We start from the raw sequence: 21,681 nt of genomic DNA on the forward strand, positions 1-21,681 counted from the left end.
GAATCAATATCTATTCCCCCTGAGACAGCATCGTTGGCGAGCACCCGGACCCTTGATCCGCTCCCTACCTGGTTCTTCAGGTCAGAAAATAGAACGCGCAAAATCATACTCTTCCTGAACAGGCCAGAGAGCCCTCTCGTTGCCTTGGTCTCTTCCGCAAGATATGAAAGGAGTCTTTCGTTGTATTCCTCGAAGCCTTCACCGCTTCGAAGTGCAATTGTCATGTTTGGTGCGGTCCGATAGGTCATTGCGAGTGCTCCGACAGTCATCAGTCGCATCGGTAGGTCGACGCAGTTCTTTGCCATAGCGGCTTGGTCAAGATTTGCGTCGGGGTGCTGTGATTTGTAGGCATCGATCACATCCCAAAAGAGCTTCACCTCGGAATCGTCATTTGCACCCAGATCAATTTGATGCGCTCCGAAGCTGAGACCACTATTTCCGTAAATCGCATCGCTTACAGCGTAGATCGGATCGTACGTGGTGACCGTTCCGTCTTTGACCTGCAGACCAACCTCATTGGCGGCGATCGAAAGGAACAGAATCCATTGTTCTTCGATCGCATCGATGTGCTTTTCCCTCAGAAAAGCTACAATCCGCTCTCCGTCCTGAACGATTGCATCCTTGCTGCTGTCATGTCGGGGATTGCGGTAGCGACGTGTCACTTCCTGCATTTTTGCATCTGCTTGAAAGCGAGCGAGCCTGGCGCACTCGGCAGCTGAGTGCCGGCGGGAGCCATTGCAATCTTTCTCTAAAGAACGAACGATCTCCAAGAGTGTCTTTGTAACCGACGCTCCGTTGATTGACGCAGGTATGATGGTGAACTGAGGATGATTGACCAGATCGCTAAGGCGCCCGTCGTGCTGTGCAAGCTCGGGAGCGCCGAATTCGATTGTGGTCGATTCGGAATTGCCAGTTCGCCTGGTCGAAAGCTTTAGTTTTGTGCGATCTGTGTTGGCGTCGTACGATGCATCAACGCATGCGATTCTGGTCTGAATAGCGTTGCATGCAAAATCAGTCTTGTTCGTCAGCAGTAGCGGGATAAATGTGCCGCACTTGTTACCGGGCAAGCGGATGCGCATCTCGGCGCCAGCCTGCAGATTTGGATATAGCGAGGATGAGCCCAATCCGCAGGCGGAGGTTGTTGCAACCGGCGCCGCAGGATTCGTGCAACTGTCGTCGTTAACGACGATTGAAGGCTTCGTGCTGAACACCGCCAACAAATCGTTCTGCCGAGGGTCGGCTGCAGTCCCGGCCAGCTCCTCGTCCAATTCGTCGGCTCCGCAATGTCCACGCCAGGCATTCTTCAGCGCTTTATCGTTCTGTTGAAGAATTCTAATGCACGCATTTATGCGTGCGTTGCGCATCCCGTCCTCAGAGGCCCGGGCGGCGCTGAGGGGGAACGATATAGAATACCAACTGATAACAAGGCCAACTGAGACCAGTAGGGTCCTGGAAGCCATATGCAGAAACAAGGTCCGCACGCCGTCAGTGCACCAGGACTGTTCCAGGGAGTTCACTGCTTGCTGCCTTTGGTCGGGTGCGGCGTGAAAATTGGCTGATTGTCGTCAATTGGGGCGACCTGCTCCTTGTTCATCAGCACACCCGAGCTATTCTCTGGGTACAGTCCTTTATTGCGCTGCTTGGGATCAATGACCGTCTGAGCGTCACCCGCCGGTCCGACCTGCCTTGGAGTTATAACGGGCTGCCCGTCGTCGATCGGAGCGACCTGCTTTCCTGCCCCGCCGGTCGACGACGACGCATTTTCTCCGTCTTTCGGCTTAAAGCTCTGCCACGAAAAGACATCCACCGCTGCAGAGCCACGATCGATCTGTCGCTGACCGGTGGGCTTGTCAGCTGCCCGGACTTCTGCCTGGCAAAGCAGTACGGGGAGTATTGCGATGGCCAGCTTCCTGATCGACGCCGTCATGACGTAGGAATTTTCTTGAACTTGGAAATTGAAACAAATCCGAGGAGCTGAAGACTTCCATCGCGAGGCATGGGAGCGACCTTAACTCCTCCAGTGGAGCCTTGATCACCTCCTTGTTCATTGCCACCCAAAACCCACACAAAACTCGAAGGTGACTGGTCATACCTTTGCATCGCCTGAGGGCGGGCCTGGTACTTGCCGCTCTTCACGTCGCTCGCGGACACAAAAAAACCCACATGGCCAAACGAGTCTCCTCGTTGTCCCTGGTCACGAAAAACCGCGAGATCACCGGACTTTGGCGCTCCGTCACTGGCTATGTCCTTTAGCGGCCGGAAACTCGCAGATGCCGCACTTCCTGTTCCAAGGAGTCCTGCTGTGTACAGGCAGTAGTTTGCGAAAGCCGCGCACCAGGCTGTCTGATCACCTCCAGGAAGGAGTTGCGTCGCGGCAAAGAATCCAACGACCATCGGGTTTGCAGGACCGGGTGTTGGCCATTCCTCGCGGAAAAGTCGCTTTGATCCCGCGATATCAGTCTCGCTCTTCACCTCCAGCCGACTAAAATAATTGGCAACATCTACCGGCGCGACGTTTCGAGGTGCTGCCATCATTAGCCGAAAGGCCTTGGCGACGTCTATTGCGGGGGATGGTCCGTTGCCGGTTGCCGTTCCGGCATCCGGGAGTGACGGAGGTCTGAAATTGAACGTCTCGTAGCCTGAGCAATCGTTGGCAGCCTCGGCTACGCGGTGGTCTACGAGCGTCGCAGAGGTCGCCAGGAGCCCCGACGCAAGCAAGTTTCGTCTATTCAGCATCTTGTTCACTCCTTGCATAGTACAACTTCAATTGCCCCGGGGCCTGTTGCATTGAGTTCGGAGGCCGACGAGCTTTTCGAATAGCCGCAGAGCATCAGGAATTTGTTTTCCGACGGCTGCGTGCATGAGGCTGTTGAAGCCGCCTGGCCCGGTGCCAGCTCAACCGAGCTCAGGGCAGAGAACATGCTCGCACTTCCTGCCAGCACGCCAATCTTCGTGGTTCCTTCGGGTAGACGAACGAACGCGGTAGCGCATTTGGGCGACACGTCGGTTGTCGCGGAGGGGCTTTTGCCGAGAAAGCCCTTGATCCAGTCTGCGTGCCGGCGCACATCCGTGTACACAGCTACACCGGACTGCGACTCGCATTCTGTATTTTCGTCGACATACGATGTGACACCTCGGATTCGAGGCTGGCCATATTGATCAAATGCGATGAGCCCGCCTCCGGAATCTCCGCTGCAAGGCAACTGTCGCGGGTCATTTGAAAATTGGACGCGATTGAAGCGCTCGCAAATCACGTCACCAAGCTGGGGAGGGCATGCGTCAAGTGCAGGCTTTTGAGCAAAAGCGTAGGTAGCAAGGTGGTCATACCGCCCAGGTGGCAGCACCTTGTTATTTGATCCTTCCAGGATCCGCGTCTTGCCGGTACCGAGGACCGCCAACACAGCCTGATCGCTACTTGAGGTATCCAGATTGACGGGCTTGACGGGCGGGGCATTCTTTAAGCGGACGATTGCCAGATCGGCTACTCGAGTTGCAGTTCCGTTGCCCGATAGATCAGGAAGCCGAAAGTCAGGGTTGATTTCAGGAGGCCCGTCAACTTCGAAAGTCCCGGCCGTCGGAAAGAAGACGGCTGTAGGGCGAGATGCGGGAGACTTGTTCTCCGTGCAAGAATGCGCATCCGAGTAGTATTGAGGCACACCATCGATCGTCTCGCAGACGCAATGAGCAGCCGTCAGAAAAATCTTCGGAGCAATGAGCGAGCCGGTACATGTTCGATCGCCCCTCAGCAGCAGGCCGGAAAATGAAAACTCGGTTGCGCTGAAGAAAAGGCGACCGGTGGCTTTGCCTTTGGCGATCAACAGCACGCGCTCATGAACGCGTCGATCGGCACGTGACACATCCGCATAGTTCAACGTGACTTCAAAATCGGCTTTTGCCGACCGACTTTCGTCGGCTAACGCGTGTTGTCCAAACGCAGCCGCGCAATGCAAAAGTGCGCACATGGCGCCAAGCACCAGCCGTAACGAACGATCCATAATGCCTGCCAGACATAAAAATTGAGTTTAGATCTATGCCGTTATGCTATCTTAGATTGTAGCCGTGTCAACGTGGTTTGAGAGGAGAGCTTGCAACCGACCAAGCGATTAGTCTGAAAGCTCTCTGCGTCCTCGAATGACGATCGTCCATTGTGCCCCCTTGCTGAAAATGTCTGGCTCGCTGAGTTCGTGCCGAACTCCGAGTCAGAGTGAAAATGCTAGGACCCGCTCAGGAGTTGGTCGAGTTTCGAAATTGGCACCTGTCCAGAGTATTTGATGGTCAGGCTAAGATCCTCGTTGCTCGCAGACACTTGCGCTGACTGAGCTGTGAGATTGAATCTGCGCAATTGCGATATCCGGTCTGACTGACCCGTCTGTGATCTGATCCATCCGTTGATTTTCTGGACAAAGACAGCGATCACTGGAGAAGCAGCCTTGTTGGTTTTCGTGATCACCGTTTGGTCGGAAACGGGGAAGACGCGGAGCGCATATACACCTTGGGGCAATACCGAAGGTGTACCCGCTCTTAGCTGCGGACCTTGCCCCCTGTTCACATTGATTGACAACGGCACGCGAACCTCGATGTCGCCCTCGTAGAGCCCGCTGCATTGCCTCACGTGCATCGAGCTACCAATATAGATTCCGGCATCGGCGTTGAAAGGCGAGGTCGATGCAACGCCCAGCTTTGTAAGCACAATTTCGAGATCATTTGATCTCGAGCAGCCAAGCCGCCCGTTGAGCTGGGGTAAGGACGCGCTGAAAATTTGCTGGACAGGCGCCAGCGATAGTGTTGCGGTCCCGGATACAACGGCCATCGGCCCAAATTTTTCGACTCTGGCCGTGACCACGGTCTTGAAATTGACCGGAGTCGTGGACAGCACAGGCTCAACGCTAAACTGTGCGTTGGCTGGTCCAGACAAGACCAGACCACTGAGGACAGCGAAAATCACAGACCAGCGGTTTCGTCCTTCGCACCACGGGTGCCTGACGACGAACCTGCGCGCAGTTGCGGCCGATCGACGGGGGCCGCTCGTCTTCCTCGCAAATGAGGCCCAAACGGAAATGAAATGGAGCGGCATGGCAATCAACTCCAGCGCGCAATATACCTAAAGTCTAGTGAGCGTACTGGTTCCCTGTCAAGTTGACGGTCTGCCTGGCCTCGCCATTTTTGGTTCGACCAACTCTCGTACCGAGCTGGGAGGGCCTTTAAGCCCAGTAAGCAGCATCCTCAGGGCGCCGCTAGTTAGGGGGCGGCGCCATCGTAAGGAATTCCGAACAAGAGTGGCTGGAGCGATTGGAGCAGGCTTCCTGATGTCTCCAGTCTCGGAGCTGTGACCCTTGCTTCGTGCCAGCCGGCCATGTGGGTCGCGGGCTCGTGCATGGCTTCGACGTCGGTCAGGCCGACGCCGATGTCTTCGCCTGTGACAACGCGTCCACCCAGTGTTTCGACGTGCGAACCCATTGATAGCAGCAGCTCTTTCGATTTCTGATCTGATGGATCGCCGATGATGACGCATTTGCTGCCGCCGAAGGGAATTCCGACCATCACGTTGTTGAACGTCATGCCGCGCGACAATCGAAGGACGTCCGTAAGGGCTTCGTCGACGCTCTTGTAGGCACGCATCCGGCAGCCGCCCAGGGCCCGGCCCGGTCCCTGTCGATGGATCGCAATGATGGCCCTAAGTCCGGTTCTGTTGTCGTTTGCGAATATCACTTGCTGGTGGTCGTCAAAGCTCTTGTGCGCGTACATCTCCACCAGGCCGTCTTGAACGCATATTCGTAAGGCGCCCGCCCTGCGGGCGCGCCAGCCAACTGCTTGTGTCGACTCGCTGCTGCGGCTTAGCAGACTGGAGAAACGGTATCTTGCGCTCCGGGGGATTCCTCGCCCAAATGCGCTATCTGTCGCGAAGATGAGGGATGATCTTGCAAAAGGCAGCCGAAACACGGGATGAACTGGACGCCTTTGAAAGGCGCATCCTTCGCCAGGTCCAGAAGGACTCGAGCTTGCCGATCACCGCACTCTCGGAGGCGGTCGGCATGTCGCCGTCGCCTTGTCATCGGCGTCTGAAAGCCCTTGAAGAGCGTGGCGTCATAAAGGGGTATGTGGCGCTCGTCGATCGCACGGCGGTGGGACAGGGCTTCACCGCTTTCGCGCAAGTCAGTCTGGAACGCCAGACACGGGAGTCCGTCGACGCATTCGAAAGTCAGATAGAGCCGCGGGAAGAGATCCTGGAGGCCCATCTTGTCTCGGGCGACTACGATTATCTGTTGAAGATCGTTGCCCGGGATATCTCAGGGTTTCAGGAGTTTCTGTGGAGCTTCCTCACCAAGGTCCCTCAGGTTGCGAAGATCAGAACCCTGTTACCCATGCGGACCGTGAAGGAATCGAATTTTTGCCCCATCCATTGAGGAAACCGGTTTCCGGGACAGTGCCGGACGGCGGATTGTCGTATGCTGCGAAGACCGGAGACCAGGAAAGCGCCGACGCGGCGCTCAACCATTAGTCGGGCGCAACATAGTTGCAGACGTAGGAGACGTCGCGGGCAGAAAGCAGATTGCCGCAGCTCGAGCACACGGCAATGGGGGTGACGATGCCGCCCGAGGGATGGACGAAGTCGAAGTTACTCCGCCCACCGCGAACGACCCATTTCTCTCCCCATACTTTCATGAGGATCATTGGCCCGTAGCTGTCGAGCCCCATCTTTGTGAGGTGATAGCCGCCGAGCTCTTCGTTCTTTTCGATGAAGCCGGCTCGCTGCAGGTTGATAAGGCGCCCCGATAACACACTCGGAGCGATCAGAAGGGCATTGATGAAGTCGTCGAAGCGGTGGTTACCGTGAAAGAGCTCTTGCAGGACAAGGAACGTCCATCTATCGCCGACAATCGATAACATTCGTTCCACCGAGCAGGGACGCCGGCCTTGCACCGATCCGTCCCAGCTGGATCTCCTGTGCCGCGGAGCGATCCTGGGACGCGGTATCCAGTAGTCCTTCGGAATGCGAATACGGATGTCGCGTGCCTGGACCGGCTCTCCCGTCTCCCGCCAGACGACCCTCGCCGAAAACCATGATCGGCAGGTCTTGTGGAACAGCGCCAGTGGCGGTGTGCCCTCAGACATCCACTTGTCCCCGAACCACATCATTCCGAGCGTTATGGGGTAAACGTCGTGTCCGCGTTCAGTCAGCTGATACTGTTTGTGCTGACCCGGCTTGCCAGTCCGTTTGAAGATGCCGTTCTTCTGAAGCCGCTCTAGCCGCTTGCTGAGGGTAGCCCGAGGGATTGCCAGCTTGCGCTGGAATTCAGCAAACCGGCGTGCGCCAAAGAAACCCTCTCGAATGATGAGGTATGTCCAGGTATCGGCGAGGATATCGATGGTCGCCGATTCCGCCGAATGTCTGACATAGCCCTCAGGAGGGTAACGGTCAGGACGCACGCCGCCTTTAGGGCCGAAAAGACCCTCGATTTTCTGCGCAGGAGCTTTGGCGGCGACAGATGACAGCTTAGCAGGCAATCGGATCAGGTCCCTTCGCCGGGCGCGTCAGTTCAAGCTCGGCTTCTCTCATCCTGAAGTACTGCACCTTGCCGCTGGCTGTCGTCGGAAAAGCGTCAACCAGCCGGACGTAACGTGGAATTTTGAACGTGGCGATCCTGCCCTTGCATCGCGCTTTCAGTTGCTCGGCTGTCATATTCGCACCGGCCTTCAACTTGATCCAGGAACACACTTCCTCGCCATATTTCGCATCCGGAAGTCCGAACACGTAGGCCTCGGCAACCTCCGGCATCGTAAGCAAAAACTCCTCAATCTCGCGAGGGTAGATGTTCTCACCGCCGCGAATGATCGTGTTCTTGCTCCTTCCGACGATCTGCAGATAGCCGTCGGAAGTCATCGTCGCCAGGTCACCCGTATGCATCCAACCGTCCTTGTCGATGGCTTCGCTGGTGCTCGCCGGATTCCGCCAATAGCAAAGCATGACCGAATAGCCCCTGATGCAGAGCTCGCCACTGACCCCGCGCTCGACCGTCTGGCCGGTCTGCGGATCGATGATCCTCGCTTCGATGTGCGGGTGAACCGTTCCGACCGTGGTGACCCGGCGCTCGTTACTATCGTCGGGAAGTGTCTGGAAAGATATCGGTGACGTCTCCGTCATGCCGTAGGTCACTGTGATCTCGCGCATATTCATGCACTCGACCGCCTGGCGCATCGTCTCGATCGGGCAGGGCGCGCCACCCATGCAGCCAGTCCTGAGGGTGGAGAAGTCAGCCTGATGGACCGCTTCGTGCGTGAGCAGGGAGATATACATGGTCGGAACGCCATAGAAGGAAGTGCAGCGTTCGCGCCGGATCGTATCGAACGTCGATTCCGGATCGAAACTGTCCCCGGGCAGCACGATTGCGCTGCCATGAGTCATGGCGGCGAGCGCCCCGAGAACGAGACCGAAGCAGTGAAAGAACGGAACAGGCAAACATATGCGATCGGCACTGGTCAGCTTTTGCCGCTCGCCCACGAAGTGTCCGTTGTTGAGAATATTCCGGTGCGTCAGCAACGCGCCTTTCGGACGTCCGGTCGTCCCCGACGTGTACTGGAGACTGCAGGGATCGTCAGGAGAGACCCGGCCCTCGGCCTCCTCGACCCGCTTTCTGTTTTGTGGCGAACGGTTCAGGAATTCGAACCAGTCCGAGCCGGAATCGTCAAAATCGAAGTAGATGATTTCTTCGAGCTCGGAAAGGTCGGAGCGCATGTTGTCGAGCGCGCTCACGAACGAATAGCCACGAAATGCACGTGCAGCAAAAACGAGCCTGGAACCTGAATCGGCGAGGACGTGCCGCGCCTCTTCCTGCCTCAGGGCAGGGTTGACCGTCACAACGACCGCGCCCACGCGCACCGCCCCATGATGCGCGACCAGCCACTCGATCTTGTTCGCGGACCAGATCGCGATTCGATCTCCCTTCCTGATCCCCATCGCGATCAGCGCGCCGGCGACCCGATCTGCATCACGATCGAGTTCCGCGTACGTCAGTCGCTGGCACTGAAAGACGCTTACGATCGAATCACTTGCTCCGTAGCGAGCGGCCGCATCACGCAAGGCCTCGCCGACAGTTAACTCCAGAAGCGGAGACTCCGTTGCCCCTGTGACATGCGAAAGTTCGACGTTCGCCATTGTCTTCCCCGATCGGTCAGTTTGACTAGGAGCTTGCGGCGAGCAGGAAATTATCTAGCGTGTCGCCCTCTGGATCTGCGTTCGCTGCGGCGCGAGCGCCGCGCACGGCGGCCGTTGCTTCCTTCACCTGGCGTATCGCGGGATCTATGAGCTTGTCGAAGATCAGATCGAAGCTGCGTACGCCGCGTCGATACGTGCCGCTGTAGCCTTTCACGAGATCGGCGCATTCGGCGACCTCGATAGCGAAGGCGTAGTCGAGCAGCGCGGCGTTCCTGACGGCCGTCAGCCAGCGTGTCGTGAGCGCCTCCTCCTGGGCAAACCGCCAGGAACGGCGACGAAGCACGCGGGCGCGCGCCAGCAGCCGCATGAGCAGATAGCCGGATATCGTGTCGCTTCGCACGTGAAGCCCGATATTGAAACGATGTTCGAGACCACGCTTTCTGAGCCAGCGGAGGAGGGCGTTGCTGGCCCCCGGAGGAAGCAGCGCGCAGATTTCTTCAGGACCGGGCTTGAAATACTCGATGATCCGCAGGCCTTCGCCCGCCTTCACCCGTGTTTCTCGGCGCACGGTGGCAAACCGGTCCGCCCGCGTCTTCAGATCGGCAACCCTGATGACGTCCTCGTAAGTCATGCGGAGAGCCAGGAGCCGCGCCGCTTCGAGCGTGAGCTTCCAGCCCTGATCGGCTCCACGGACCTGACGGTCCGTCGCAAGCACACCGCGAACCCGCTGCAGGTACAGGTGAGCGTAGGCCGTGTCCTGATAGTCGAGGCATCGCTTGTACCCGGTTTCGACGACGTGCCGTGCCTCTACGGGGAATTCGGCATCGACAAACCGGGTGACGGTCGTTGTGGACAGGGCCGGGGAGAAAGGAGCGGGCAGCGTGCCTCTCGCTGCGTCGAAGCCATAGCGATATCCCTTCAGGCTCGCCGCGACGGATTTTCCGGATTTCTTGATGGCGGCTTCGAACAATTCGGGGTCGATGCCGAGAGCGTTGGAGCCGGCGAGAGTGCCGAAGATCACAGCGTTGATGACGGTTCCGGCTTCGAGCGCTGCGCTCTGCATGTCAAACACAAGTGGTCGCCTGGCGGCCGCATGGATCGCGTTCAGCGCTGCTTGCGAGTCGAACCGCCCGTCGAGCATCGAGATCTTTTCGGTCGTCGCATAGACCCGGTGATTTGATGCGATCAGGGTCGTTCTGTCGGGCGAGACATAGCCGCCTTCCGCTGCACGAGCTGCCTCGATCAGTTCGGACGCCATCATGACGTCCACGCGACCCGGGATGGGCGTGAGAGCGAAGACCGGACGGTCCTGGCCGAGCTCTTCCTTCGGGACCGGCAGATACTCGATGTAGTAAGTCGTCGCGCCAGTGCGCTGAGCGACACCCGGAATCGAGGTCCCCTGGACGAGGTAACCCGCGCTGCGAATGGCTTCAATCGTCCAGTCCGACAGAACGCCGCCGCCTTCGCCACCGAGCGCAGCAATCAGGATCGAGCGTGTTTTTGAGGATCCTCTGGTCATGCTACGACCCTTTGACGCTGCTGCATGTATCGGATGAACGTGCCGCGGATGCGCTCCGCAGTACGATCGAGGAAGGTCGGGTTCTGGATGACTTCCGCCCGGTAGAATGACGGGCAAAGGACCGCGGCATGGGCAACTTCGCCGCAATTACCGCAACCGACACACCCGTCGTTGACGTATGCAACCGGATTTCGTCGCAGCGGATCGGGATTGCTCTTCACCGTGAGTGTCGGACAGCCGGAAAGACGAATGCACGAGTGATCCCCGGTGCACGTTGTCTCGTCTACGCCGTACTTGGTGCGGATAACCCGCTTTCCGTCCTTTACGCGGGCTGCTACCGCGGGCTTCTCTCTCCGCTGGCGAGCCAGCATGCATTCGCCTTCTGCGATGATGACGCGCAGCCCTTTGCCCTGGGCGAGAATGGCGCGTTTGAGAGCCGTTATCATCCGGCCAATGCGGTAGGAACCGACCGTCTCGATCCACGTGACACCCACACCGCGCAAGGCCTTCTCGATATCCATATCGCTGGTCTGGTTGCGGGAGTTCGAGCCGGTAGACGGTATGTGCTGATGCCCGGTCGCCGACGCGTAACCGTTCTTGAGCAGAACGAGGACGCCTTCATCCTTGTTGAAGATGTGGTTGGCGACGCCTGTCGTCAGTCCCTGGTGCCAGAAACCTCCGTCTCCCATGATACTGACGACGGGTCTCTTCATCATCGATGAGAGACCGACAGAAGACGCCAGGCCGAGCCCGTACCCCAGGATCGTATTGCCGACCTTGAACGGTTCCAGGGTCCCGAAGCTGTGACATCCGACGTCGGCGCTGACGTGTACTTTTCCCACCTGCTCCTGAACGAGCTTCAATGCGCTGAAGACCGGGCGTTCCGGGCAACCGGTGCACAGTCCGGGAGGACGACCGGGCAGGGGACCTCCAAGCAGTTCTGCGGCTCTGCGCTTGTTGTCCTGAAACGACTTGACCGCCACAGCGGCTTCTTTGGAGTCGAGACGGGAAGGACGGGAGCGCACCAGAAACTTGTCGAAGCCGTCGATCAGCACCGCTCCGACGTATTCGCCGGCCATCGGCAGGCAGTTCTTGCCGTTGATTTTTGTCCCGATGCCGGCATCGGAGATCAGCGCCTTGATATCGTTCTCGATGTAGTTGGGCTGACCTTCCTCGATGACGAGGACCGCCTTCTTGTCCCGGCAGAAATTCTCGATCTCGTCCGGAACCAGCGGATAGACGCAATTGAGGACGAGCAGAGGTATGCGCGAGTTACCGAAATCATCGGCAAGGCCGATAGCGCGCAAGGCGGAGATGACGTGATTGTACATCCCGCCCTGCATCACGAAGCCGATGTCGTTGAATTCTCCCGGAAAGACCTCGTTGATCTTCCGTTCGCGGACGAAATCAACCGCTGCCGGGTAGCGGACATCGATCTTGAGCTTCTCCTGGACGTATGTCGCCGGAGGCAGGCTGATCCGGTTCTTGTCGAAGACCGGAGATTCGATCACGCTCCGCTTCGACATTGGCGCGCGCCGGTTTTCGTTCGCCTCGAACCTGCCGCTCAGATGACAGGCCCGAATACGGAGCTCCATCATCACCGGAGTGTTGGAGGCCTCCGAAAGCTCGAAGGATCGCTCAACGATGTCGACGACCTTCTGCAGGTCAGGACGCGGATCCAGGAGCCAGATCTGCGACTTTGTCGCGATGGCGTGGCTGCGCTCCTGGATGATGCTGGATCCCTCGCCGTAATCCTCACCAACAACAATCAGCGATCCGCCGACGACGCCCGCTGAAGCAAGATTCGAGATCGCATCGGCAGCGACATTCGTTCCCACAATGGACTTGAAGGTGACGGCACCGCGAATGGGATAATTGATCGAGGCGCTTAGCATCGCAGCCGCGCCGGCTTCATTCGCGCATGTTTCGAGATGGATGCCGAGCTCGTCCAGGAGATCGTGGGCATCGCTCAAAACGTCAACGAGCGCCGATACCGGGGCTCCTTGGTATCCTCCAACGTAGGATACCCCGGACTGAAGCAGAGCCTTGGTCACCGCAAGGATGCCTTCGCCCTCGAAGACCTCACCCTTGCCGACACGAAGCTGCTGTACTTCCTCGTGAAAAGAACGCTCCGGCATATCAACTCCCCACTTATAGCTGGCCGATTCTGGCCTTGAGATCTGCCACGGAAACGATCGTCCGGACGTGACTGGCGTTTGCGATTGCGCGGCCATCACATGTGACCGACGCGGAGAACGTGATCCTGCGCTTGTTCGCCTCCGTGACTGCGACGACGACGCCGGCGCGCTGACCAAGCTTCGCCGCACCCACATGCTCGAGCGCGGCATGCGATCCGACGCTGTCCATTCCTTCGTCGAGCATGGTCAGCAACAGGTCCCGGCATGCGAATTCTATGTCGGACAGGATGCTGGGCGTTGAATAAACCCGAAGCTCCGGGCCCATGAATGAGATGGCCCTGGCATCGTCGATCTCGATGGTTCGACTGAGCTGCTTGCCCGTTTCAATCATTGTGAATCCTCCAGATGCTGCTCCGTCTACATCATTTAGTTCAGTTATGGAAGTCAATAGGCGCGAGGACGCGGATATCAGCTGTGGTTTGCGGTGCGGGGAAGCCGGTGCAGATGCGGTTCCGGAGAATCAAGCGGCTGAATACCGTAAGGAAAACGGTCGCAGGCGGCGTCGCCGCGGTAAAATATTTCGCAAAATGCCGGAAAATCGGCTTTATTCGGCGAATTGTGACTTGTGGATTTCCGCCCGAACGGCGGCTTCCTGTCTGGCACGCTCATGGATGATTACTTTTATAGATGAACCAAAGCGCCCGATTCACCGGCATCTGGCCCCTCGTGGCTTCGTTGCGCTCGTCGGGGCGGTGACTGACGCCATCGCCGGGTTTGCAAGCGATCGATAACAAGACTCCCGGTGCCGATAGCGCGCGCAGACGCGGACACAGTCTTCGCTTTGCAGCGCGGATGGCGATCCGGCGCGACGTCCTTCAGCCGCCGCCGGGCTTGCATCGCCTGGCTCCAGTACTTTAGTTCAATTATGGAAGTCGACAAAATAAAAACGGGAAAACCCAGCAGAAAAACAGGTATTGCCCGTATAGGTCCGGCTGTATGTATCGTCTGGACCAGACTAGGAGAGGGTTAGCACCTCGCTGTATGCCTGAAATCAGATGGGAAAGCAGCAAGGAAACACTACAAAATATGATGATTTGGCTACTGTCGAGAAAACCGGATCTCGACGCATCCCGGTCCACGGTCGATCTTGCTTGTCGAAAAAGAGACTTTTATAGCTGAACTAAATATGCTACGGCCTCGTCCAGGTTAGTCACAGAGGAGACAGAGATGGTTGCGACGAAATCTGCACTGACGCCGCTTGTTCAATCATCAGGTACCGCTGCGTGGCCGGGTATCTCGGGGAATTACGCGGCAGACGTCAGCGCGTTCTCGCAATACTGGCGCGGCGCACTGGCGAAGCTTGATAGTCTTCCGGCATGTCGCGACCGGAGCAAGGAGCAGAAGGCGGCAGCAATTGCGATCATCGAGGACGCGCGAAAGTCGCGCTCCCGCTTTCTCTCCGCTCACGCAGTTCGCCTCTATCGCGAACTGACAAACGATCTGGGCCGCTTCCGGCGCGTGGAAGATCTTGCTTACGCGGCTGCCGAAGCCGTGCCGGGTCTCTGCCCTACCAAAGAGCGCGTCGCCGGCGAGTCAGCTCTGGTGCAGGCGGACAAGGACGGTCATGAGGTTGACCAGGGGCTGTTCTTCAACGCCGTGCTTGCCGATCGCGAGTGCGGCCTCCATCTCTGCCACGCGATGTTGCTTCCCCGGAAGGAAGCGGTCGACCGGCTGGAGCAGCTAAGGAAAGAGGGCAGGGTCGAGCTGGAGCATGCGGCGGTCGAGCGGCAGGGCAAGGCGTCCTTCGTCTATCTTAAGAATTCGCGCTATCTCAATGCCGAGGATGACACCACCGTCGCTGACGTTGAAACAGCTGTCGATCTGGCGCTCCTCGATCCCGAGACTTCGGTCTGCGTTCTCCGCGGCGGAAAGATCGAAAGCGGAAAGCACGCCGGGCAACACGTCTTCTGCACGGGTATCAATCTCACGCACATCTACTACGGTCGCCTGTCCTATCTCTGGTATCTCATCCGCGATCTGGGCTTCATCAACAAGTTCTACCGTGGTCTGGCGGTGCCGGACGCCCCTCCGGACGAGATGATCGGTGATTCGATCGAGAAGCCCTGGATCGCTGCAATCGACAAATTCGCGATCGGCGGCGGCTGTCAGTACATCCTCTCGACCGATTACAACATCGCCGGCAAGGACGCCTACATGACCCTTCCGGCCCGGAAGGAGGGCATCATCCCCGGTATCGCGAACATGCGGATGCCGCGCTTCGTGGGTGATCGGGCCACCCGCCAGGCCATCATGGCGGACATGCGCATCGATTGCGACAGTCACACGGGGCGGCAGATCTGTGACCTGATCGTCGAACCCGACACGATGGATGCGGCGATTTACGACACGGTCGATCGTTTGACGAATTCGGGCGTCGTCAGCGCTTCCGGCAATCGGAGGGCGATGCGTATCGCGGCAGAGCCACTCGACCTGTTCCGGACATACATGGCCGTCTACGCGCGCGAGCAGGCCTACTGCCACTTCTCGCCGGCGCTGATCAACAACCTTGAGCGGTTCTGGAACGCCCAAAGCCGGAAGGTCTGAACTGATCTGCGGCGCGCCCGCAGAAGGCGCGCCGCTCATTCAATCAAAGGGAGCCAAGGATGAACGCGATCTGGAAGTCACTTCGCCTGACGTTTTCTGTGGCCGCGTCGGCATTGTTGCTGGCGCAACCCGGCCACGCCGAACAGCCGATAAGGATCGGCGCTGTTCTTTCGGTGACCGGGCCGGCTTCATTTCTCGGTGAGCCGCAGAAGCGGACAATCGAAATGCTGGCGCAGCAGGTGAACGCGGGCGGGGGCATCGGTGGGCGGAAAATCGAACTGGTCGTCTACGACGATGGAGGCGATGCCAACGCTGCCCGAACATTTGCGAGCCGCCTGATCGATGAAGACAAAGTCGTCGCAATGGTCGGCGGATCGACGACCGGAACAACCATGGCAATGCTCCCCGCCTTCGAGGAGGCGGAGATCCCGTTCATGTCCATGGCGGGGGCACTGCAGGTTGTCCAGCCTGTGAGGAAGTGGGTCTTCAAGACACCGCAGACCGATACGATGGCCTGTGAGAAGATCTTCGAGGACATCAAGGCGCGCGGTCTTTCGAACATCGCCGTCGTCTTCGGCACGGACGGATTCGGCCGCTCGATGCGCGACCAGTGCGTGAGCGTCGCTCCGAAATACGACATCAGGATCGTGCACGAGGAGAGTTTCGGCCCCAGGGATTCCGACATGACTCCCCAGCTCACGAACGTGAGAGGCAAGAAGGACGTCCAGGCGATCGTCGTTCCGGGGATCGGACAAACGCCAGCGATTTTGGCCCGCAACTACGGGCAGCTGGGTATGACGCTGCCGCTGTATGTCAGCCACGGCGTTGCCTCTAGGGAGTTCATCGATCTGTCCGCGGGCGGCGCGGAGGGCGCACGGTTACCTGTCCCGGCGCTTCTGGTCGGGTCCAGCCTGGCGTCCAGCGATCCCCAGCGGGCTCCGGTTCTCGCCTACACGCAGGCTTACGAGAAGGCCGCAAATCAGCCCGTATCGGCCTTTGGAGGCTTTATGCATGACGGCTTCCAGATGGTTGTCGAGGCGATCAGGCGTTCGGGCTCGTCCGAGCCAGCCAGGATCCGGGATGCTCTGGAAGCGACAAAGGGCTTCGTGGGTGTCAACGGCATCTATTCGATGACGGCCAGGGATCACATGGGCCTCGACCTCACCGGCTTCCGGATGGTCGAGATCAAGAACGGCAACTGGTCGCCCATCGTCGCCGGGAATTAACGGGCAAGCTCCCGGCCGCTCTTATCGAATGGTTTTGGCATGACCGCTGATCTACTGCAGTACGCTTCGTCCGGTGTGACAATCGGTGCTGTCTACGCTCTCGTCGCGTTAGGTTTTACCCTGATCTACAACTCGACGCACGTAGCCAACTTTGCGCAAGGTGACTTCGCAATGCTGGGGGCGATGACGACCGTCTTCGCCGTGGCCGGTGGCCTGCCAACATTCCCCGCTGCGATCCTCGGTACCATGGTCGCAGCGGTCGCGGGCCTGTTGCTGTACAGGCTCGCTATCGATCCCGCGCGCAGCAGCCCGGTCCTCGGGTTGATCGTTCTCACGATTGGTGCATCGATTTTCGCAAAGGGAGTGGCGCAGCTTGTCTTCGACAAGAGGTTCCATTCCTTGCCGTCCTGGTTCGATGCGCGTCCGATTGAGCTGTTCGGAGCCACTATTCCAACGCAGAGCCTCGTGGTTCTTGCGGGAACGATCGTCATCGTCGCAGCGCTCGCAACCTTTACGACCAAAACGCTGCTGGGGAAGGGGATCCTCGCCGTTTCGCAGAACTCTCTGGCCGCGACCCTGATGGGAATGAACGTACGCTCGGTCGTGACGCTCGCTTTCGTGGTCTCGGCAGCGATCGGCGGCCTGGCGGGCATCATGGCTGCTCCCATAACACTCACCAGCTACGACGCTGGTACCATACTCTCGCTCAAGGGGTTCGCCGCCGCGATGCTGGGCGGTATGGGAAATCCGGTTGGAGCGGTAGCAGGCGGCATCGTTCTCGGAGTCGTCGAGGCGTTCGGCGGCGGCCTGATCTCGTCAGCCTACAAGGATGCATTCGCTTTTCTGATCATCCTGATCGTGCTGGCGGCGAGACCACAGGGCCTCTTCGGTTCGCTCGCCAGGGAAAGGGTCTGACATGAGCCCCCAACACTCACGCCTGGTGCAGCTGGTAATCCTGATTGCAATCATCGCCATCGCGCCGCTTCTCGTTCCCTCAAACTACTATCTGCGGGTCATGACCCTGATCTACGTCTTCGGCCTGGCGGCTGTCGGACTGAATCTGCTCATGGGCTTTGCCGGGCAAGTCAGCCTGGGGCACGCCGGCTTCATCGGCATCGGCGCCTACTCGGTCGCTCTGGGCTCAGTGCACTGGGGACTGACGGGATTAACTTCGGCCGTGCTCGGAGCCTTCGCATCCGCTGCGATTGCAGCCATGGTCGGCCGTCCAATTCTCAGACTGAAGGGGCACTATCTGGCGGTCGCCACATTAGGGTTCGGCTTCCTGATTGCCCTGCTGATCACAAACGAGGCAGGTCTGACCGGAGGACCGGACGGAATCGCTGTGCCTCGACCGGTCGTGCTCGGATGGCGTCTGCGAACGGTCGAGCAATGGTACTGGATCTCGGGCGTTGTTCTCGTGGCAGGCGTGTTCATTGCGCAAAATCTCGTGGCAAGTTCGACCGGCCGGGCCTTGCGCGCCATTCACGACAGCGAGGTCGCGGCACAGGCGATCGGGGTCGACGTCGCCAGACAGAAGCTGAAGGTGTTCGTCATCTCAGCCGTATACGCCTCCCTCGCAGGATCGCTTCTGGCCTTTTGCAATGGCCTCGTCACACCAGAGTCGACTGCGGGATTTCTCAAAAGCGTCGAGCTCGTCACGATGGTGGTATTGGGGGGACTGGGATCCGTCTTTGGTTCGGTTCTGGGGGCCGCAGTTCTTGTCCTTTTGCCGCAGGTCCTCACGGTCTTCCACGACTATGAGCATCTCATGCTGGGACTTCTGATGGTCCTGTGTATCGTGATGCTGCCGCGCGGGGTCGTGCCGTCACTCGCCAGGAAGTTTGCGAGGACCGGCAGATGACCTCCATGCTCGATGTGTCCTCCATTTCAATTGCCTTCGGTGGCGTCAAGGCGGTTTCAGATGTCTCCATCTCGGTGCCTGCCGGCGCCGTGTTTTCCATCATCGGTCCGAATGGTGCCGGCAAGACGACGCTCTTCAACGTCATCTCGGGTGTGTACATCCCGCAGGATGGCTCGATCCGGCTGAATGGCAAGGATGTGACCGGCATGCGGTCTGACGCCCTTGCAAGGGAAGGGCTGTCGCGGACGTTTCAGAACCTGCAGGTTTTCATGCAAATGACCGCAGTCGAAAACGTCATGGTTGGCCGGCATATGCACGAGCGCAGCCGAACGATTTCGCAGCTGTTCAGCCTCCCTGGTGCAGTCCGCGAGAACCGGGCTAGCCGGGAGCGATCGCGAGAGCTGCTTGAGTTCGTAGGGCTTGGTTCTTACGCGGATCGCTCCGCTGCGGCGATGCCGTACGGAGCACTGAAGAAGCTCGAGCTGGCGAGAGCTCTCGCAACGGAGCCCAGGATGATCCTGCTCGATGAGCCTGCCGCCGGATGCAATCCGGCCGAGACGGTCGAGGTTGAGAAGCTCGTCAGGAAGATTGCAGGATCCGGAGTGACGGTTGTTCTTGTTGAGCACGATATGAAACTCGTCATGCGGATATCTGACCGGATCCACGTGCTGGATGGTGGCCGGACGATTTGCGAAGGGACGGCGTCAGAAGTGCAGCGGAACGAACGGGTGATAGCCGCCTATCTCGGGGATCACGGAAGGCGCGAGGCAGCCAATGCTTGATGTTGCGGGTTTGAGCAGCCGCTATGGCCGGATCGAGGTGCTTCACGACGTCAGCATGAGCGTTTCCAGAGGGCATATCTTCGCCCTGATCGGTGCGAACGGTGCCGGCAAGACGACCTTGCTTCGCGCTATCTCCGGTGTGCAACCGGTTACGGCTGGCCGCATCACGTTCAAGGAAAAGTCCCTGAACGGAGTGAAGGCAAGCACCCGCGTCAAAATGGGCCTGTCTCAGTCGCCTGAGGGGCGCCAGGTGTTCGCGGGACTGTCGGTCGAGGACAATCTGCGACTGGGTGCCTGGACCAGATCGAAGGCGGACTCCGACCAGGGCGTGCAGGCTGCCTATCAGATGTTTCCGATCCTGCACGAGAAGAAAGGCATGCCTGCCGGCTCATTGTCCGGTGGACAGCAACAGATGCTCGCCATCTCGCGGGCATTGATGAGCCAGCCCGACATGCTTCTTCTCGACGAGCCAAGCATGGGTCTTTCTCCGCTACTCATCGATCAGGTCTTCGAAGCTGTTTGTTCGCTCAGGGATCGAGGCCTGACGGTCGTCCTGGTCGAGCAGAACGCTAACCTGGCTCTGTCGATCGCTGACCAGGCCTGCGTCATGGAGACGGGACGCATTGTCCTGACGGGCGGCGGCAGTGCCCTGCAGGCAGATCCCCGCGTGCGCGAGCTCTATCTGGGTGAATAGGGCTACCCGGATTCACATGGCCATCCCGATAGCCGGGAAAAGTTTGATCGGATGGCGAGCCGCACAGCAGTCTCCCGGACGCCGTGCGTTTTCGTATCATTCTTCCGCCTTCGGCCGTACTCCAGCCAGGTTGCGCGCAAAGGCCTTCTTGCTTTCGATTTCCATACCCCGGGCGATCTGGACGCGCTGCGCTTGCGGTGACCCTGCTCCGTGGAGGCTTTCCGTCAGATATCCGACCGCGTTCCGCCCGATCGTCATGTTCTCGATCAACCGAAGAATCCTCATGCGATCGACGGTATCGACGCCGTCCCTCGCTTTCAGGAACTTGCGGATCAACGGCCCGGTCACGTTGTTCAGAAGATCGCGCTCGGAAGGCATGGTCGCTACCAGTCCGCCCGCAATGTCCTGCGCCAGCCGTGCGATCTCGAAAGGGAATCTCGTGACGTTGTGCTTGGCGACATTGGAGAGCATCGGATCGTTATAGACCGCGCCGGAAGGCGCTTTCAAAGCACGATATGCGCCAGCAACGCAGCTTGAATAGACCGTTTCGTTCAAATGCGTCATCTCGACGAGCTTGTCGCGGATATGCGATGCGTTCTCCACCCCGTTCTGGGATGCGGCCTCTGCGGCTGCCCCGATCAGCACATCGCCAAGACCGGTCTTGCAGACGTAGGACGAGCGGTGATAGGTCGTGAACCGTTCAACCAGAGAACTGGCCATCTGCCACTCACCGTCCATGAAGACGTGTTCGTGCGGGATGAAAACACGATCGAATACGATCAGGGCTTCCTGGCCGGCGAAGTTGGCATTTCCTGCGTCTAGCGAGCCGCCATCGACGCTTCGCGTATCGTTGGTCTGGCGGCCCAGGATGTAGGTCAATCCGGGAGAATCGGCGCGGACCGCTCCGACGACAGCCCAGTCGCGATCTGCCTCCGTAAGCCTCATCGTCGGCATTACGAGCAGCCAGTGGGAATTGATCGCGCCGGTCTGGTGCATTTTTGCGCCGGACACGTAGATACCGTCCTCTTCGCGCCGTACGACGTGAAGGAACATGTCCGGGTCCGTCTGTTGATGCGGCGCCCTGGAGCGGTCGCCCTTCGGATCGGTCATTGCTCCTCCAATGACCACGTTTGCCGCCTGCGCGCGCTTGAGGAACGCGAGAAACCGGGGATGATAGAACGTGCCGCAAGTCTGGTCAGTGTCAAACGTGATCGAGTGACACGCGCTGATGGCATCCAGTCCCACGCAGCGCTGGAAGCATGTGCCGGTCCGGCGCCCGAGTTCGCGCTGCATCTCGTGCTTTACGGCCAGATCGGCTGGCGTGGCCGGGACGTGAAGAAATCGGCTGGTGCGATGTCCTGTATTGCCAAAAGGCACGCTCGCCAGATCCTGCTGCTCGCAAGCCAGTCGATACGTTTCGGCCATGGCATTGATCGATGGAAAGATGACCGGATCGTCCACCGGTTCTTCGACGGGCTCGCCTCTGAAGAAGACGTTCAACCGTCGCCCTCGCAGGGAATCGATGTAATCCTGCGCAGACCTGAGCGGGTGGGAGAAATCCTTCCACAGGGCGTCGGCGCTTTGCTGGATGACTTGCTTCGAGGAGGTCATGTTCCTTCTCTCCAGAAAATGCGGGCCGGGCTTGCCCGGCCCTGAGTCAGGGAGGAACGTAAGATATGTTACTTGCATAAGTGAACTAATGT

At 58.8% G+C, this 21,681-nt stretch carries 19 protein-coding genes; 7 read left to right on the forward strand and 12 right to left on the reverse strand.

The window, feature by feature from the left end; translation table 11 throughout:
* The 6 genes from QMZ05_RS27395 to QMZ05_RS27420 form a co-directional block, all read right to left on the reverse strand.
* On the reverse strand, window positions 1-1,364 hold a 1,364-nt coding region (locus QMZ05_RS27395), incomplete at its 3' end, for a hypothetical protein (protein ID WP_353703588.1).
* 149 nt (window positions 1,365-1,513) lie between these two features.
* Window positions 1,514-1,927 carry a hypothetical protein gene (locus tag QMZ05_RS27400; protein WP_353703589.1) on the reverse strand — a complete coding sequence of 138 codons (414 nt, stop codon included), beginning with the start codon at window positions 1,925-1,927 and terminating at the stop codon, window positions 1,514-1,516.
* On the reverse strand, window positions 1,924-2,754 hold the full coding sequence (locus QMZ05_RS27405; protein WP_353703590.1) for a CHAP domain-containing protein: 831 nt from the start codon (window positions 2,752-2,754) through the stop codon (window positions 1,924-1,926). The genes QMZ05_RS27400 and QMZ05_RS27405 overlap by 4 nt, the downstream gene beginning before the upstream one ends.
* Window positions 2,742-3,995, reverse strand: a complete 1,254-nt coding sequence (locus QMZ05_RS27410) for a S1 family peptidase (protein ID WP_353703591.1) — start codon at window positions 3,993-3,995, stop codon at window positions 2,742-2,744. The genes QMZ05_RS27405 and QMZ05_RS27410 overlap by 13 nt, the downstream gene beginning before the upstream one ends.
* Window positions 3,996-4,213: 218 nt before the next feature.
* Window positions 4,214-4,945: a hypothetical protein gene (locus QMZ05_RS27415; protein ID WP_353703592.1), complete on the reverse strand. Its 732-nt coding sequence runs from the start codon at window positions 4,943-4,945 to the stop codon at window positions 4,214-4,216.
* Window positions 4,946-5,238: 293 nt separating this feature from the next.
* The gene (locus QMZ05_RS27420) at window positions 5,239-5,745 is read right to left on the reverse strand and encodes a Glu/Leu/Phe/Val dehydrogenase dimerization domain-containing protein (protein ID WP_353703620.1); all 507 of its coding nucleotides are present in this window, start codon (window positions 5,743-5,745) and stop codon (window positions 5,239-5,241) included.
* Window positions 5,746-5,912: 167 nt separating this feature from the next.
* Between QMZ05_RS27420 and QMZ05_RS27425 the strand changes: the two genes are divergently transcribed.
* Entirely contained in the window at window positions 5,913-6,404 is a 492-nt protein-coding gene (locus QMZ05_RS27425) for an Lrp/AsnC family transcriptional regulator (RefSeq protein WP_353703593.1), read from the forward strand.
* 91 nt (window positions 6,405-6,495) lie between these two features.
* Here QMZ05_RS27425 and QMZ05_RS27430 read toward each other — a convergent pair whose 3' ends face one another.
* The 5 genes from QMZ05_RS27430 to QMZ05_RS27450 are packed head-to-tail and all read right to left on the reverse strand — an operon-like array spanning window position 6,496 to window position 13,202.
* Window positions 6,496-7,506 (reverse strand): helix-turn-helix domain-containing protein, encoded by a 1,011-nt coding sequence (locus QMZ05_RS27430; protein ID WP_353703594.1) that lies wholly within the window; start codon window positions 7,504-7,506, stop codon window positions 6,496-6,498.
* Entirely contained in the window at window positions 7,496-9,154 is a 1,659-nt protein-coding gene (locus tag QMZ05_RS27435) for an AMP-binding protein (protein ID WP_353703595.1), read from the reverse strand. Before QMZ05_RS27435 ends, QMZ05_RS27430 begins: the two co-directional genes overlap by 11 nt.
* A 25-nt stretch (window positions 9,155-9,179) precedes the next feature.
* Window positions 9,180-10,673 carry an indolepyruvate oxidoreductase subunit beta family protein gene (locus tag QMZ05_RS27440; RefSeq protein ID WP_353703596.1) on the reverse strand — a complete coding sequence of 498 codons (1,494 nt, stop codon included), beginning with the start codon at window positions 10,671-10,673 and terminating at the stop codon, window positions 9,180-9,182.
* The gene (locus tag QMZ05_RS27445; protein ID WP_353703597.1) at window positions 10,670-12,811 is read right to left on the reverse strand and encodes an indolepyruvate ferredoxin oxidoreductase subunit alpha; all 2,142 of its coding nucleotides are present in this window, start codon (window positions 12,809-12,811) and stop codon (window positions 10,670-10,672) included. The genes QMZ05_RS27440 and QMZ05_RS27445 overlap by 4 nt, the downstream gene beginning before the upstream one ends.
* A gap of 13 nt (window positions 12,812-12,824) precedes the next feature.
* On the reverse strand, window positions 12,825-13,202 hold the full coding sequence (locus tag QMZ05_RS27450) for a hypothetical protein (protein ID WP_353703598.1): 378 nt from the start codon (window positions 13,200-13,202) through the stop codon (window positions 12,825-12,827).
* 836 nt (window positions 13,203-14,038) lie between these two features.
* Here QMZ05_RS27450 and QMZ05_RS27455 point away from each other — a divergent pair.
* Genes QMZ05_RS27455 through QMZ05_RS27480 form a run of 6 tightly spaced genes read left to right on the forward strand, consistent with a single transcriptional unit; the run spans window position 14,039 to window position 19,978 of the window.
* Window positions 14,039-15,415: an enoyl-CoA hydratase/isomerase family protein gene (locus QMZ05_RS27455; protein WP_353703599.1), complete on the forward strand. Its 1,377-nt coding sequence runs from the start codon at window positions 14,039-14,041 to the stop codon at window positions 15,413-15,415.
* Window positions 15,416-15,474: 59 nt separating this feature from the next.
* Window positions 15,475-16,641, forward strand: coding sequence for an ABC transporter substrate-binding protein (locus QMZ05_RS27460; protein ID WP_353703600.1), 1,167 nt, complete (start codon window positions 15,475-15,477; stop codon window positions 16,639-16,641).
* A gap of 39 nt (window positions 16,642-16,680) precedes the next feature.
* Window positions 16,681-17,556, forward strand: a complete 876-nt coding sequence (locus QMZ05_RS27465; RefSeq protein WP_353703601.1) for a branched-chain amino acid ABC transporter permease — start codon at window positions 16,681-16,683, stop codon at window positions 17,554-17,556.
* 1 nt (window position 17,557) lies between these two features.
* Entirely contained in the window at window positions 17,558-18,502 is a 945-nt protein-coding gene (locus QMZ05_RS27470) for a branched-chain amino acid ABC transporter permease (RefSeq protein WP_353703602.1), read from the forward strand.
* Window positions 18,499-19,284, forward strand: coding sequence for an ABC transporter ATP-binding protein (locus tag QMZ05_RS27475; protein ID WP_353703603.1), 786 nt, complete (start codon window positions 18,499-18,501; stop codon window positions 19,282-19,284). The genes QMZ05_RS27470 and QMZ05_RS27475 overlap by 4 nt, the downstream gene beginning before the upstream one ends.
* Window positions 19,277-19,978, forward strand: coding sequence for an ABC transporter ATP-binding protein (locus QMZ05_RS27480; protein WP_353703604.1), 702 nt, complete (start codon window positions 19,277-19,279; stop codon window positions 19,976-19,978). Before QMZ05_RS27475 ends, QMZ05_RS27480 begins: the two co-directional genes overlap by 8 nt.
* A gap of 96 nt (window positions 19,979-20,074) precedes the next feature.
* Here the strand turns inward: QMZ05_RS27480 and QMZ05_RS27485 are convergent, their stop codons facing one another.
* A complete protein-coding gene (locus QMZ05_RS27485; RefSeq protein WP_353703605.1) occupies window positions 20,075-21,589 on the reverse strand; it encodes a 4-hydroxyphenylacetate 3-hydroxylase N-terminal domain-containing protein in 1,515 nt (504 codons plus the stop codon).
* Window positions 21,590-21,681: the final 92 nt, after the last annotated feature.

The sequence above is a fragment of the Bradyrhizobium sp. INPA03-11B genome (genome assembly GCF_040446015.1).
GTDB classification, from domain to species: Bacteria; Pseudomonadota; Alphaproteobacteria; order Rhizobiales; family Xanthobacteraceae; genus Bradyrhizobium; species Bradyrhizobium macuxiense_A.